The organism is Kribbella antibiotica, from assembly GCF_004349055.1.
Classification (GTDB): Bacteria; Actinomycetota; Actinomycetes; order Propionibacteriales; family Kribbellaceae; genus Kribbella; species Kribbella antibiotica.
Genome location: NZ_SMKX01000107.1, coordinates 16,950 through 30,711, shown reverse-complemented (window position 1 = coordinate 30,711; position 13,762 = coordinate 16,950). Strand labels below are relative to the sequence as shown.

General features: G+C 64.7%; 13 protein-coding genes. 6 read left to right on the top strand and 7 right to left on the bottom strand.

Annotated features, from left to right (window positions below):
- Positions 1-288: 288 nt before the first annotated feature.
- From E1263_RS29185 to E1263_RS29170, 4 genes are all read right to left on the bottom strand, one after another.
- Entirely contained in the window at positions 289-1,032 is a 744-nt protein-coding gene (locus E1263_RS29185; protein WP_132173114.1) for an AAA family ATPase, read from the bottom strand.
- Positions 1,029-1,886, bottom strand: coding sequence for an aminoglycoside phosphotransferase (locus tag E1263_RS29180; protein ID WP_132173112.1), 858 nt, complete (start codon positions 1,884-1,886; stop codon positions 1,029-1,031). The genes E1263_RS29185 and E1263_RS29180 overlap by 4 nt, the downstream gene beginning before the upstream one ends.
- A 94-nt stretch (positions 1,887-1,980) precedes the next feature.
- Positions 1,981-2,967 (bottom strand): o-succinylbenzoate synthase, encoded by a 987-nt coding sequence (locus E1263_RS29175; RefSeq protein ID WP_132173110.1) that lies wholly within the window; start codon positions 2,965-2,967, stop codon positions 1,981-1,983.
- Entirely contained in the window at positions 2,964-4,094 is a 1,131-nt protein-coding gene (locus tag E1263_RS29170) for an NsdA family TPR-like regulatory protein (RefSeq protein ID WP_132173108.1), read from the bottom strand. The genes E1263_RS29175 and E1263_RS29170 overlap by 4 nt, the downstream gene beginning before the upstream one ends.
- Before the next feature lie 1,458 nt (positions 4,095-5,552).
- Here E1263_RS29170 and E1263_RS29165 point away from each other — a divergent pair.
- The 5 genes from E1263_RS29165 to E1263_RS29145 are packed head-to-tail and all read left to right on the top strand — an operon-like array spanning position 5,553 to position 9,502.
- Positions 5,553-6,575 (top strand): thymidylate synthase, encoded by a 1,023-nt coding sequence (locus E1263_RS29165; protein WP_202869104.1) that lies wholly within the window; start codon positions 5,553-5,555, stop codon positions 6,573-6,575.
- Complete coding sequence (locus E1263_RS29160; protein ID WP_132173106.1) at positions 6,572-7,114, top strand: nucleoside-diphosphate kinase; 543 nt, start codon at positions 6,572-6,574, stop codon at positions 7,112-7,114. Before E1263_RS29165 ends, E1263_RS29160 begins: the two co-directional genes overlap by 4 nt.
- Entirely contained in the window at positions 7,114-8,295 is a 1,182-nt protein-coding gene (locus E1263_RS29155; RefSeq protein ID WP_132173104.1) for a radical SAM protein, read from the top strand. The genes E1263_RS29160 and E1263_RS29155 overlap by 1 nt, the downstream gene beginning before the upstream one ends.
- Complete coding sequence (locus tag E1263_RS29150) at positions 8,292-8,894, top strand: 3'-5' exonuclease (RefSeq protein ID WP_132173102.1); 603 nt, start codon at positions 8,292-8,294, stop codon at positions 8,892-8,894. Before E1263_RS29155 ends, E1263_RS29150 begins: the two co-directional genes overlap by 4 nt.
- Positions 8,891-9,502: an AAA family ATPase gene (locus E1263_RS29145; protein ID WP_202869103.1), complete on the top strand. Its 612-nt coding sequence runs from the start codon at positions 8,891-8,893 to the stop codon at positions 9,500-9,502. Before E1263_RS29150 ends, E1263_RS29145 begins: the two co-directional genes overlap by 4 nt.
- 245 nt (positions 9,503-9,747) lie before the next feature.
- On the opposite strand, the gene E1263_RS29140 is transcribed toward E1263_RS29145, so the two are convergent.
- Positions 9,748-11,037 (bottom strand): aspartate aminotransferase family protein, encoded by a 1,290-nt coding sequence (locus E1263_RS29140; protein WP_132173100.1) that lies wholly within the window; start codon positions 11,035-11,037, stop codon positions 9,748-9,750.
- Between the two features lie 49 nt (positions 11,038-11,086).
- Here E1263_RS29140 and E1263_RS29135 point away from each other — a divergent pair, with 49 nt between their 5' ends.
- Positions 11,087-12,181 carry an LOG family protein gene (locus E1263_RS29135; protein ID WP_202869102.1) on the top strand — a complete coding sequence of 365 codons (1,095 nt, stop codon included), beginning with the start codon at positions 11,087-11,089 and terminating at the stop codon, positions 12,179-12,181.
- Here the strand turns inward: E1263_RS29135 and pdxY are convergent.
- Together pdxY and E1263_RS29125 are read right to left on the bottom strand one after the other, a co-directional pair.
- Positions 12,174-13,025 (bottom strand): pyridoxal kinase PdxY, encoded by an 852-nt coding sequence (gene pdxY, locus E1263_RS29130; RefSeq protein ID WP_132173099.1) that lies wholly within the window; start codon positions 13,023-13,025, stop codon positions 12,174-12,176. The genes E1263_RS29135 and pdxY overlap by 8 nt on opposite strands.
- Positions 13,022-13,498 (bottom strand): GNAT family N-acetyltransferase, encoded by a 477-nt coding sequence (locus E1263_RS29125; RefSeq protein WP_132173097.1) that lies wholly within the window; start codon positions 13,496-13,498, stop codon positions 13,022-13,024. Before E1263_RS29125 ends, pdxY begins: the two co-directional genes overlap by 4 nt.
- Between the last annotated feature and the right edge of the window lie 264 nt (positions 13,499-13,762).

Genomic DNA, 13,762 nt, shown 5'->3' with positions numbered 1-13,762 from the left:
GTATAAGAGACAGGCCCTTCGCCGGGCTACCGCCCGCCAATCTGCGCGCTACCGCGCGCCCGAGAACGGGCCGCGTCCGGCTGAGGCCGCCTCGGACGCGAGCAGGTCCCAGACCTCGCGGCAATGAACGGCCGAGAGCTGAAGTGCTCACGCGGAGAAACGCACGCCGTGCTCGAACCTGCGGCCGCGCCCCTACCCACACCTGCAGCTTGGCAGGTTCTCGACCCTCTTGACTTGAGTTATCGACAGGTAGTGCTAAAGGCAGCAACCGGGCTTGAGGCCGAGGGATCAGGATGGCGGAGATTCGAGGAAATGACGGAGATAGGATCCTGGCTTGCTCAGGTATCGGCGCCAGTGATCGACGATGTCGAGTTCTTCCCATGGCGTGGTGCGGATGCCGTGGTCACCGACTTCGAGGATCTGGGCTCCGGGAAGGCTGGCAAGGATGGGCGAGTGAGTGGCGCAGATGATTTGCCCGCCCTGCTTCGTGACGCGGTCGAGGAGGTCGATCAGTCGTAGGCAAGAGGTGAACGACAGCGCGGCTTCGGGTTCGTCCAGGAGGTACAGCCCCGGGCCGGAGATCATGGTTTCGAGGACGGTGAAGAAGCCTTCGCCGTGGGATTGCTCGGTGAGGTCGTCTTCCCAGAAGCCGTACATGCCGGAAACGTTGTTGCCGAGGTTGAACAAGGTCTCGGCGCGGAAGAAGAACGCCCGACGCTTGAGTCTCGGGCCGTGGATCAGCCGCAGTCCGGCGCTGGTCAGATCGGCATCCAGTACCTCGCCGAGCGGGGTGAGCGCGCCGGTGCTGGAGTACTTGGTTCCGGCTTTCCCACCTTCGGAGTTGATGCCGCAGACGTCAGCGATGGCCTCGACGATGGTGGACTTGCCGGAGCCGTTCTCACCCACCAGAAATGTCACCGGCGCCGTGAAGTCAAGCCCGCCGTCCAGCGCCTGTACGGCGGGAAGCGTGAACGGCCAACCATCGCCGAGCGGGCTGCCGAAGGTCAGCCGCGTCATGAGCAACGAGTTCATCGTCCCCCCAGCGACGTGAGTATCCGTTGGGTTAGCTGCCCGACCGGATCTTGCAGAGCAGGGTAGTCGCCCATTCGCTCGGCGCGGTTGAGGACGTGGGCAGCGGCGGCGAGCTGAGCAAGCTGACCGGTCGGGGTGTCCAGGACATCGGCGAAGACATCGTGGACACGCGCGGCCGTGTCCGGAACGAGCAGGCTGTGGCAGTACAGCAGAGCCGGGCCGTACCCCGCTGGGGCGCTGCCCCAGTACTCCCAATCAAGCAGCCACAGCCTGGGTTGGGTCAGGTTGGCCCAATGCAGATCGGTGTGTTCAGTCCTTAGCTCCAGATCAGGCACGCCGAGCGGTCGCTCGTACAAGTCTTCGAGTTCGCGAAGGTAGGTCTGAGGGTCGTGCTCGCCTCGGGAGGTGGGCTGGGTGGCCAGCTCGTCGACTGCCGTTCGTAGCTCCGACCACCAAGCGTCCGACAGGTCTAACTGTGTCGTCAGTTCTGGCGTGGGTGAGCATGGCTGGTCGCGTATGTAGCTGAACAGTTCGGCGTAGATGACTACCGGTTCCTCGGTCCACTCCACTCGTTCAACGAGTTCGGGCTTCGGTACACCGGTGATGACGGCGGCGTCGACGTTGCCGGTCCAGACCTCGCCGCGCGCCCAGTCGCGATGTTCGGCTGTTGCGCGCAGCCACAAACGAGTCCCGTCGCCACCGATTGCCGCCGATCCGATCGTGCGATCCCACCAGCCAAAGATGACGTCACCGTCCAGTTCGACGCCCAGCCCGCCGGCCGCCTGCCCGAGGACACGACAAAGAAAGGCACGCTGCTCAGTCGACCCATCGGTCTCGGGCTGGTCGTCAGCCACGCTTCGCTCTCAGTCCTGCTCATCTCGTGGGGCGGCACTTGTTAGGTGCACAGTTCCTAGCCACAGGTGACTGAGATGACGTGACCTGGAGTGTCTAGCCGCGAAGCGCCTCGGAGACTCGCCGGAGGCGGTCCATCCACCATTCCGTTCGTGCGGGGTCTTTCTGGCGAAACTCCTCAAGCAGACGGAGGTCTGGAACAGGTTGTTCTGTCGGGACCTCAATGAAGCCATCGGATGCACGGATGGAGGTGCCGTCGCCAACCACATCGCCGGTGAGCAGAGCGAGAGTGTTCAGACCGCAGGCAAAATCCAGCTCGGGCAGGGATGCTGCGAGCGCAACTCCCGCGGCCACATCGATGCTTGTGCCGAGGGTTGAGGTCACGACGCACGGCAGGCCGGCGGCTTCAGCGACTTCCAGTGAGCGCTTGAGACCGCCTAGCGGCGGCGGCTTGATGATCGCCACATCAGCTGCACCTGCTAGCGCGACCTTCAGAGGGTCTTCCGCTCTGCGAATGGACTCGTCTGCCGCGATCATTACATCGACTCGGCGACGAACGGCGGCGAGCTCTTCGACGGTCGTGCACGGCTGCTCTACATACTCCAGCCCGCCAGCCGCGGCATCGATCTGTTTGATGTTTCGCACTGCGGTGTCGACATCCCACAGACAGTTGGCATCGATTCGAATCGCACCACCGGGCCCAAGTGCGTCTCGAACAGCTTCCACACGAGCGATGTCCTCGCCAAGCGCGTCCGGGTGGTCGGCCACCTTCACCTTGGCCGTCTTGCACCCGGAGTCAAGGACGATCTGATGTGCCTTGTCCGGGGCCACAGCAGGCACCGTGCAGTTGACGGGGACACGAGATCGTTCGAAGGTCGGCCAGGGCGTGTTGGCTTGTTCGAGTGCCGCCTGAAGCCAGCCGATCGACTCGTTGTCGTCGTACTCGATGAACGGGCAGAACTCACCCCAACCGTGTTCTCCCTCGAAGAGGATGCCCTCGCGTGCTGCGATCCCTCGGAATCTGGAACGCATGGGAATCGAATAGACCACTACGTTCTGGAGGGCGACTTCGATGGAGGTCATACCCGAGTGTCCTCATTTCCTCGCGGCTGATGTGCCAGGTAGGCCGTGATCTCTTCGTCCAGCGTAGCCAGGTGCGTGGACTTCATCCGGATCGGCTGAACCTGACGATGCAACGTTCGAATACGGTCGACGGCGCGGCTCGAGCTGATCCGGGAGGCGGTTCGGACTGCGTCCAATCCCAGTGAGGTTGCGCGATCGAAGTCGCGGGCGACGAGGTGTGTGGTTGCCAAATCGGTTTGGACGAAGCACCGGCTCCGAGCGCGCCAGGGTTCGTAGCTTTCAAGTGCGTGGTTGATCAAACGCTCGGCGTTCGTACTTTCACCTGTGTCGCGAAGGCATCGGCCCAGATCTGCGAGTAGCTCCGCCTCCGTGTAGAAGGCCAGCCATGATGGCTCGTTGCCCGGGACAGAGCGCTCGAAGGCCTTCTCCGCCTTATGCACGGTCATCCGAGTCTCACGGGAGTCGCCGAGCAGAGCGTGGCCTCGTGCCTCGATGGCGCACAGCAGTCCCGACAGAACCGGTGTCAGGCGATCACTGGCGAGAGACTGCGCTGCGCGGGCTAGAGCAACAGCATGGCGGCCGTTGGAGATCCGCTCGCTCTCGCTAGTTGCGCTGTGGCCGATGTGGATTGTCATTCGACTCATGTAGCCGAGGATGTTTGCGGCGTACTGGGTGTCGCCAGCGGAGAGTGCGAGGTTCAGGGTCTGGATGTAGTACCGCTGCGCGAGGGCGTGGCGCCCGACATCGGCCGACATCGAGCCAGCTAGCCAAGACGTTTGAGCAACCACTCGTAGCAGGGCAGTTCCGACCTTGGCCGAGTACGAGCCCTTGAGAAGGTTCATCGCCTCGGAGTTGAGCAGGCGAACCCCTTGTTCGCGGACTCGGCCGGAACCGTAACGGTGATCAAGGCGCCATAGATGATCGAAGTGCTCCTGAAGGATTTCCACATCAGATTGACCGATCCGGCGGCCGGCAGCCTGCTCGGTGATCTGCGCAGGAGGCACTGTCATGGCGAATAGTGCTGGTTCCGCGAAGGCAGCCGCGCTGAAGGTCGTTCCGAGCAGGAAGTTTCGACGGTTCATATCCCTATCCGATAGCGAGACAACAGAACGGACCGTCTCATGCATCGAATCAGCGCTCTGGAGTCCGTCGTATGGATCCCTCTCGATCGGGCTTTGATCGACGAATCCGCACTCACTCACGGTGACTTCTCGTCCGAGGTGATGGGACAACACTTGCGCGACTAGGCGCGGAACGGGCCAGCGCGGCTGGGTCCCGGTCAACATCCTCTGGACGGATGTCGGCGTTGTCCCGAGATGGCAGCCTTCCTTGGCGCCCAGGCGGACTATGTCCCTGCCCAAAGCTGCGTTGCTCAGGCCTGCGTCATCCAGCAGCGCCCGAAGCAGTGTGTTCCCGGTGCTCGTCATCTCTATCGCAGCTCCGTGTTCGACAGATCGCCCACGGTAGTTGATTCTTCCTCACCCTCGTACGGGTCGCATCTCAGATGGTGCAAGTGAGACCCCTGTGAGACCCCTGGTACCTAAGTGATAACGCTGCGTGAGCATTGGGACTTCCTGGCCGGCCTGTTCTGCCCTTCGATAGAGCGAACCCAGGCAATTCGGCAAAGGGAGGCGGTTCTTATGGATTCGATCGTCGAGCCCATGTTGAAGCCGGCACCGCAGGCGTTCGCGCTTGATCGGAATCACAGCGCCTCGGGGATACGGCTGGGTCGTATCGCCTCAGATTTTGACTACCCGCTATCCACGGGGAAGCGGGTCCCCACAGCAAGCCTCGACGGCCTGTGCTGGGTATGCGACGGGCTATGGCCGTGCACACGATGCCCGGACGCTTTCGACCGCTGAACAACAACCTGAACGGGGGGATCGTCATGCAACGCGTTCATTGCTACTACCGACAGCACTTCATGATGACCGCGAAGGATCGCGCCGAGATGATGGCCAGATTTGTTGCCTACTCGCGGCAAAACGGTCTGGAACTCGCCGGCATCTTCAGCGACACAGTCGACTCGAAGTCGCAAGGACTCGCAACACTCCGAGTCGCGGTATCGCTGGACGCGCTCGTCGCCGTCCCTACGCTGCTGCATCTAGCTCCACTAGGCAAAGCAGACGCCGTCGTACACGAACTCGCTGAAGACGGGGCGGCGGTAGTGACTCTCCCGTTGCATTTTGACCAGGGACCGGCGCGATCGACACTCTGCGCAACCTCACCGCAGGGCCGGTACCTCACCCGGAGGCCCGGTACGTCACTGACCACCGCAGGGCGACGTACCGGGCCTCCCCCCACTCCCGGCGAGCGGGCCCGTAGCGATTGGGCTGCTCCTCGCTCGCCGTTCCACTCCGAGAATCCAATGCGCGGTTCTCGGACGGCTCTGCTGCCCTCGTCGCCTTCGGGCGCGCCTGGGCGAGGGCAGCACGAGCCAGCCCCTCAAAAGCGGTGAGACGGATGCGGCTCCCCCTGTGGTGAGCACGGCCGGCCCGCAGGGCGGCGTGACGACCGTGCTCGCACTCGAGTCACATCCGTCCCACCTTTGGTCCCCGCATTCCCTACTCGCCTAGGAGAACGTCGTGTTGAGTCCTGCTGTGTTTCCAGCCTTCGAACAGGCCTATCTGGATGTGCTAGACCACGTCGCCAATGAGTTCGAGTTCCAGAACGCACCGCGGGGCAACGAGAGCCGCGAGTGTCTGGGCTTGAGCTTCCAGATCGCAGATCCGAGAGACCGCTTTGCCTACCTGGCGGCGCGACAGGTCAATCCGGTATTCCACTACGCCGAAGCGCTGTGGTACCTGGCCGGCCGCAACGACCTCGACATGATCGGGTACTACGCGCCCCGCATGCAGCGGGACTCTCGCGACGGCGTCTCCATCGTCGGATCTGCCTACGGTTCACGGATCTTCAACCCACTCGACGGCGACACCGTCAGCCCATTCGATCGGGTACTGAACCTTCTGCGAACTGAGCCCAACTCGAAGCGCGGCGTCTTGCAGATCTTCGGCCGAGACGAACTTGCAGTCGAGACGAACCCTGACGTTTCGTGTGTTGTCGCGCTGCACTTGCTGGAGCGCGAAGGGCGCCTGCACATGGTCTGCTACATGCGCGCGAACGACATTGACCGCGGGCTCCTGGCAGACGTCTTCTCGTTCACCATGATCCAGGAATTCGCTGCGATCCAGCTCGGCCTGGAAGTCGGCGCCTACACCCATCACATCGGATCGGCGCATATCGGCGACCGCGACCTTGCCCGCGCGCGACGGACCTTGCAGGAGGCCAGCGAACGTACTCAGCGCCCTGCGTTCGAGGTCCGGACGATGCCGAAGGACACCAACTCTGACCTGATCGCTGAGCTGCTACGACACGAGGCAGCGCTGCGCACCAACGCGAGGCAGTACCGGCCATCCGAGATCGCAGAGATGGGATTCGACCCTTACTGGCAACAGGTACTGCTGATGTTCGAAGCGAAGCGCCAACTCGTCCACTGCCCGGCCGACACGGTCGACGATGAACTGATAGGCGCGCTGGATCCGGGGCTGCGGTGGCTAATGGCACGCCGTTGGCCGCGCCGCATTGCCCCCTTCGAGGTAGGGCAATGAAGCAGCCGCCGGGTCCCGGCGAAGTCGTGCTGGGTGGCGTGGACTGGGGCCGCTGGAGCGTCATCCTGCTCAAACCAGACTGTGTCCGCCGCGGTCTCACCGAAGCGGTCCTGGACAGGATCCGACGTGAGGTCCCGGTGCTTGCCCAGCGTCAGATGGTGGTTGAGGACTGGCAGATCTTCGTTCACTACTGGGACATGCTGGTGAACAAGGACTGGTTCACCGACCGCGACATGGTCGCCTGCCTACGGAGCAACTACGTGGGCGAGGAAGTGGTTGTCGCGCTGGCCCACGGCTCTGAAGGTATCGACACGTCTGCCGTGGTGCGGTCGCTGCTCGGGCACTTCGATCCGGCTCAAGCAGCCCCAGGCACGATCCGCGCTGACTTCGGTATCGATGCGCTGCATCTCGCCGGCCCGCAGGGCCGGCTGGTGGAGAACCTGGTTCATGCCTCCGACGACGCCACCGCGACATGCCGCGACTTCGGCACCTGGTACGGCGCCAACGAATGGTCCCTGCTCGACTTAGGAGGTCAATGATGGCAACCCCAATCACAGCCCGCCGATCACTGCCGCTGCTCACGACCGAGCAGATCAGCGGCTTGAAGAAGGAACTCGCGGACACCATCGAGTATCGCAAGTCCGGGCTGTCGCTCAACCACATCATCGGCTGCCCGCTGGACTGCGGCTACTGCGTACGGCACCTGTTCGACAACTTCGAACTCAAGACTCCCCGGGCCCTGATGTCGGATGAGGCTGCCGTCGATCTACTGACGAGCCACTCCTACTTTCAGCCGCACATCACACCGATCCAGATCTTCAACCGCGCCACCGATCCGATGCTGCCGGTGGTCAAGCCGCACACGTTCAACGTGCTACGTCTGCTCGACGAACGCGGCCTCACGAACCATGTTCTCGTCATCACCCGGTGGCGCGTCGATGCCGAAGACTGCGCGATCTTGAACAGCTTCACGAACATCAAGCTCACCGTCCTCGTGACGCATTCCGGGATCAGCGATCCGCGGATCGAGCCGGTTGACTCCCGGATCGCCGCAACCAGCCTTCGAACTCTCTACGACAACTCCGAGCGGTATCGAACGATCCTGTACTGGCGCCCGATCGTTCCGGGCCTCAATGACAGCGATGCCGACATCGACCGTGCGCTGGAGCTTTCCAAGCACGCACACGCCACGGTGTTCACCGGGTTGTTCTTCCGTGACGAGATCGCGGCCTACTACGCCAGCCACGACATCCCGCTGCCCTACGACGAGACCGCACGACGCAAGATCATGCCGGAGATCTCCGAACGGCGAATCCTTGAACGCTTCCATCGCTCCACCGACAGTGAAGCGCCGTACGGTGCCTTGTTCCGCAAGACCAGTTGTGCCGTCACCTATGCGCACGGCGAGGCTGACTACAACGGCCATTACGGGATCCGCGAGCTTTGCGATATCTGCCCGATGTCGCAACTCGCCATCTGCAAGGCGGCCTGGGTCAAGCCGGACCTCGATACCGTGACCTCACAAGCTCGTCTGCTGGGCGCGACCAGCGATCCGGTCATCACCGATCGGGCCGTCATCGTTGAGGGATTGAACGAACCGCCCAGGTATTGGCTGCAACACACCCACGGCTATCAGGTCCACGACGCTGCCAAGCCGCACCATCACCGGCGCCACGGACGAGCCGACATCGGTTGGCGCGAGGCGAAAGAGGAACAGTGAACACGAGCACCTGGCCCGAGCTGCTGGTCGTCGACGTGGAAGGCAACGGAGCCAACCCGCCCGACCTGGTCGAGGTCGCGGCCCTGCCGATCAGGCAAGGCCGGCCCGACACCAGCACTGCCGGAGCCTGGCTCGTTCGCCCACCGATCGCCGTATCCCCGTTCGCGGCCCGCATCCACGGTCTCACCAACGCCGTGCTCGCCAACGAACCTACCTGGGACACGGTCGCCCCGGACGTCGCAAAGCTGCTCGGGGAGGCGTGGATCTGTGCCCACAACGCCCATGTCGACTACCGCGTCTTGTCCCGGCACTTGCCGAACTGGCGGCCGGCCGGCGTCATCGACACCCTGCGGTTGGCCAAAGCGACGTGGCAGGGCCTGCCGTCGTACACCCTCGACGCGCTCATCGCTCACGCCGAACTTGACCTCACTCAAGCCCCAGCACAGCGGCACCGGGCGACCTTCGACGCCTACGCCGCTAGCTGTCTATTCCTTGCGCTCGCCGACAACTATCCGACCTGGGAAGCGCTGATCACCGCCGCGATCCCACCGGGCATGCCGGGCGCACCCGAACCAGAACCCGAGGACACACTCTTTTGAACACTCCTATCCACATCGCCATCACCGGAACCCACTCCACCGGAAAAACCGTCCTCATGCGGCGCGCAGAGATGGAACTGCGCGCCACCGGCCTCCGCGTAGCTCGCGTCCACGGACTCGGCAAACGCGCCGCAGCGCTTGGGCTTCCCAAAATGCAGCGCCACACTGCGACCTCGACCGAGTGGGTCATCGCAGCAGGCATCGCAGACGAACTGGCCCACACGACTGACTCCGACGTAGTCCTCACCGACCGAGCGCCCATCGACGCCATCGCGTACTACACGGCGGCTCTAGAGTTTCGCGGCGAGCCCAGCAAGCCGTCGACCACTGAGCGACTCGAACAGCTGGTAGCCAGCCAAGCTCCACGATATGAGCTTCTCCTCGCCACCCAACTGGATCCCGCCGAACCGGTCGTTGCTACACACGACTATGACCCCCGGTACCGTCACCTCGTCGACCGACACATCCACGACTGGCTCTTTAAAACCGCCTCGACATACCAACTCGTCACGAACACGGATGACAGCCGCGACCAGGCCATTGCCCTCATCAAGCGCCGAGTCGCCTTCTACGAGAACTCTGCACCTTACAACGACCCGCAACTCTGAAAATTGACCCAGCCGTGGCTCGCCTTCAAGGGTGCGCCAGCCAGACGCCGCCCGTCGTCGCGCGCGCGGTAGCGCGCAGGCCGCCGGGCGATAGCCCGGCGAAGGGCTGGGGGGTGGGTGGGGTGTTGGCGTAGCACGCGACGAAGGAGCGGGCGTAGACGACGCGGGGGAAGAAGGCCCGCGTGTATTGGCGTAGCCCACCCTGCTGTGGATGTCGGCGAGGGTGGGCCTTCGTCGTACTGGGGTCAGCGCAGGGTGTTGAAGGAGTCGCGGAGGATCTCGATCGCCTCGGTCGTCTCCTCCTCGGTCAGCGTCATCGGCGGGGCCATCCGCAGGACGTTGCCGTAGAGGCCGCCCTTGCCGATCAGGAGGCCGCGATTCTTGGTCTCCTGCTGGAGTTTGGCCGTCGTCGCCGCGTCCGGGGTGTTGTCGGCGGGGTTGACGATCTCGGTGGCGAGCATCAGGCCTTTGCCGCGGACGTCGCCGAGCTCGGGGAACTCCTCGGCGATGCCGCGCAGGCCATCGGCGAGCTGGGCGCCACGCTTGGCGGCGTTGGCCTGGAGGTCGTGGTCGAGCAGGTAGTCGATGGTGGCCTTGGCGGCGCTGGTGGAGATCGGGTTGCCGCCGAAGGTGGACAGGGAGTTCGCGGTGAGGCTGTCCATCAGGTCCGGGCGGGCGACCATGCCGCCGATCGCGAAGCCGTTGCCGAGGCCCTTCGCGAACGTCATCGCGTCCGGTACGACGCCGTGCGCCTGGATCCCCCAGAAGTTGTCGCCGGTGCGGCCCCAGCCGGTCTGGACCTCGTCTGAGATGAACAGGATCCCGTACTCGTCCAGCACCTCCTTGAAGGCGCCGTACAGGCCGTCTGGCGGGGAGGCGAAACCGCCGACGCCCTGGATCGGCTCGGCGATCAGGCAGGCGACGTCACCGGAAGTGGTGGTCTCGATGACGTTGCGCAGGTCGTCCACGCAGACCTTGATGTAGTCGGCGTCCGACAGGTTCTTGAACGGGCTGCGGTAGTGGTACGCGCCCTGCAGGTACTGCACGTTGACCGGGGACAGGCTGCTCGCGGACCAGCCGCGGTTACCGGTGATCGCGACAGTGCCGAAGGCGCGGCCGTGGTACGAGTTCCGCATCGCCAGCACCTGGTTGGAGCGGCGGTTCTGCGTGGCCAGCAGGAGCGCGGCCTCGTTCGCCTCGGTACCGGAGTTGGCGAAGAAGACCTTCGCGTTCTCGATCCCGGACAGCTTGGCGATCTGCTCGGCCAGCTCGATCTGCTTGCGGATCAGGTACACCGTGGAGGTGTGCGCGATCCCGCTGCTCAGCTGCTCGCGCACCGCGTCGGAGATCTCCGCGATGTCGTAGCCGATCGCGTTGGTCAGGATGCCGGCGAAGAAGTCGAGATAGCTGTTGCCCTCGCCGTCGGTGACCCGGCGGCCGGACCCCTGGACGATCTCGATCGGCTCCTCGTAGTACAACGACAGCCAGTCCGGCATGACGGCCTTGTGACGCTCCCAGAGCTCCGCATGTGTCATGTCATAGCAATACCTCATCTGGCCGCCGACGAACAGTAGGGTGCTCTGCGTGACGCAGCCGAGCATCCCCCACGTCGACATCGAGTCGCTGAAACACTTCGACGTCGTTGTATCCGCCGGTGCGACCACCATGGCCGGCTGGCGAGTGCAGGCGGTGGATCTCACCGGCCGTACGGCGGAGCTGCTCGGCCTGAGCCCGCACGGCGCACTGTTCCTCGGCTGCGCCCTGGAGGACAAGGCTGACCGCTGGATCCGCGACGGTGGCGGGCTGGTGTTCCCCGCGATCCCAGAGCTGCCCTTCGACTCCTACCGCGGCACGCTGTACACCGCCGAGGAGCTGTACGCCGGTCTGGATCGCGGCTACGAGGCCACTCCGGACGCACGGGTCTACGCGTGGTCCCGGCAGCACGACGAGCACGGTGACACGAGCCGCACGCTGGCCACAGCGCTGCACGACCATGCGATCGCTGACGCGCTACACGAGCTCCCGGACACCGGTCCCTGGGTCGGTGTGATGGGCGGACACGGCATTGCGCGCACAGAGTCGGCGTACCGGGCTGCTGTGCTGCTGGGACGGGGGCTGGCGCGGGCCGGGCTGACCGTGGTCACCGGCGGCGGTCCGGGCGCCATGGAGGCCGCCAATCTAGGGGCTTCATTGGCCGGGTACGACGACGAGGCGGTGGACGCGGCTCTCGCCTCACTCGCGGCGGCGCCGTCCTTCCGCCCGTCGATCACCGACTGGGCTACGACCGGTCTTGCCGTCCGCCGCGCCTACCCGGGCGACGGCGGCGTCTCCGTCCCCACCTGGTTCTACGGCCACGAGCCGCCGAACGTCTTCGCCGCCTCGATCGCGAAGTACTTCTCCAACGCGCTCCGCGAGGACGTCCTGCTCAGCCGGGCCCGCGGCGGCATCCTCTACCTCCCCGGAGCCGCCGGCACCGTCCAGGAAATCTTCCAAGCCGTCACCCCGAACTACTACGGCGACCCGGCCACCCAGATCCCACTCATCCTGGTCGGCGTCCAGCACTGGACGGTGGAGCTTCCCGTCTGGCCGCTCCTGCAGTCGCTGGCGGCGGACCGGCCGCTGGCTTCGTCGATCCGCCTGGTCGACACGATCGACGAAGCCGCAGCGCTGGTCAGCTGACTCGCGTGGCCTTGAACTGCATCTGCGGGTTGGCGTAGGCCTCCTGCGACTCCACCAGCTGCAGCTCGCGCTCACCTGACTTGTGGGTGTTCGTGAGGAGGTCGAAGACACTTGAGGTGGTGCGGGCAAGTGAGTCCGCGAGATCGCCGGTCCGGCGGTAGTGCGCGGTGAAGAGCGCTGCCGTCACGTCGCCCGAGCCGTTGGCCTTCATCGGGATGTACGGCGTCTGGACGAGCCAGGCGCCGCTGTCATCGACCGCCAGCATCTCGATCGTCCCGTCCTCGCGGTCCGGACGCTCAACGCTGGTGACGAGCACCGTGCGCGGACCGGTCGCCCGCACGAGCTCCACCGAGGCCAGCGTGGACTCGAGGGTGTCAGGCTCGGTGTCGGTCAGGAAGCCGAGCTCGAACTGGTTCGGCGTGATGATGTCCGCGGCCGGGACCACGCGCTCTTTGAGGAGCACCGGGATCGCGGGAGCCACGAAGCAGCCCGACTTGGCGTTGCCCATCACGGGGTCGCAGGAGTAAACCGCCGCGGGGTTCGCCGCCTTCACCCGCTGCACGGTCTCGAGGATCACGTCCGCGATCCCCTCACCACCCTGGTAGCCCGAGAGCACCGCGTCGATCTGCGGGAACGCGCCGCGCTCCTCGACTCCCAGCAGCACCTCACGCACGTCGTCCGGGCTGATCAGCGGCCCGCGCCAGGCGCCGTACCCGGTGTGGTTCGAGAAGTTCACCGTGTAGACCGGCAGCACCTCCACCCCGATGCGCTGGAGCGGAAAGACGGCAGCAGAGTTGCCCACGTGCCCATAGGCAACCGCGGACTGGATCGAGAGGATCTTCACCCCTCGATCATCCCACCGAGCACTTTCGTGAGCTTCACGTCCTCCTCCGCGAAGCCCACCGCCCGGTAGAACGCCCGTGCCTGCGCGTTGGCCGCACCGGTGTCCAGAGTGATGGACGCAAGCCCCAACCGTGCTGCTTCCGCGGTCACTGCACCAAGGAGCGCCCGGCCAACGCCCTGTCCCTCGTGCTGCGGCGAGACGACCAGCTCGCCGACGTACAGCTCGGAGGTGCCGGACCAGTGCGACCGCTGCTCACCAGAGACAAACCCGACAACCGCACCGGCCAGCTCTGCGACGTACACGAAGCGGTCTGGCTCGTCTGCGCGCTCAAGCGCCTCAACCACCCAGCCAGTGACGGCGGCACGCACTGCAGCGGGTGAACGCCAGGGGGCCACACCTTCGGTCAGCCTGGGCGCCAGGTCGAGTACTGCTTGCCGGTCCCGCTCCGCATACCGCCGCACTGTGCCGCGCATGCACCCAGTATGGGTGTACCGACGGACGGGTACTGGTTCGTCCAGTAGGGGGTCGCGCCGCTCACCGGCACAGTCCTCGGCGGAATTCTGGGGACTACTACCCGTTGCTCGGTACGCCGGACCTGCGCCACTGACCAACGCGGCTCTGAACGTTTGGACGACGCTCGATTCAGCGCACCGGACCTTCCGGAGAGCGACTTGGTCAGTGGTGGCGGTCCGCCTACAACCTGGCCCAGCACAGGACGACGGACACCGCCGCCCTGA

Coding starts and splice junctions, on each gene's coding strand:
- E1263_RS29155 (WP_132173104.1), top strand. CDS start 7,114: ATGGCAACCCCAATCACAGCCCGCCGATCACTGCCGCTGCTCACGACC.
- E1263_RS29170 (WP_132173108.1), bottom strand. CDS start 4,094: ATGCATGAGACGGTCCGTTCTGTTGTCTCGCTATCGGATAGGGATATG.
- E1263_RS29185 (WP_132173114.1), bottom strand. CDS start 1,032: ATGAACTCGTTGCTCATGACGCGGCTGACCTTCGGCAGCCCGCTCGGC.
- E1263_RS29125 (WP_132173097.1), bottom strand. CDS start 13,498: ATGCGCGGCACAGTGCGGCGGTATGCGGAGCGGGACCGGCAAGCAGTA.
- E1263_RS29140 (WP_132173100.1), bottom strand. CDS start 11,037: ATGACACATGCGGAGCTCTGGGAGCGTCACAAGGCCGTCATGCCGGAC.
- E1263_RS29175 (WP_132173110.1), bottom strand. CDS start 2,967: ATGACCTCCATCGAAGTCGCCCTCCAGAACGTAGTGGTCTATTCGATT.
- E1263_RS29160 (WP_132173106.1), top strand. CDS start 6,572: ATGAAGCAGCCGCCGGGTCCCGGCGAAGTCGTGCTGGGTGGCGTGGAC.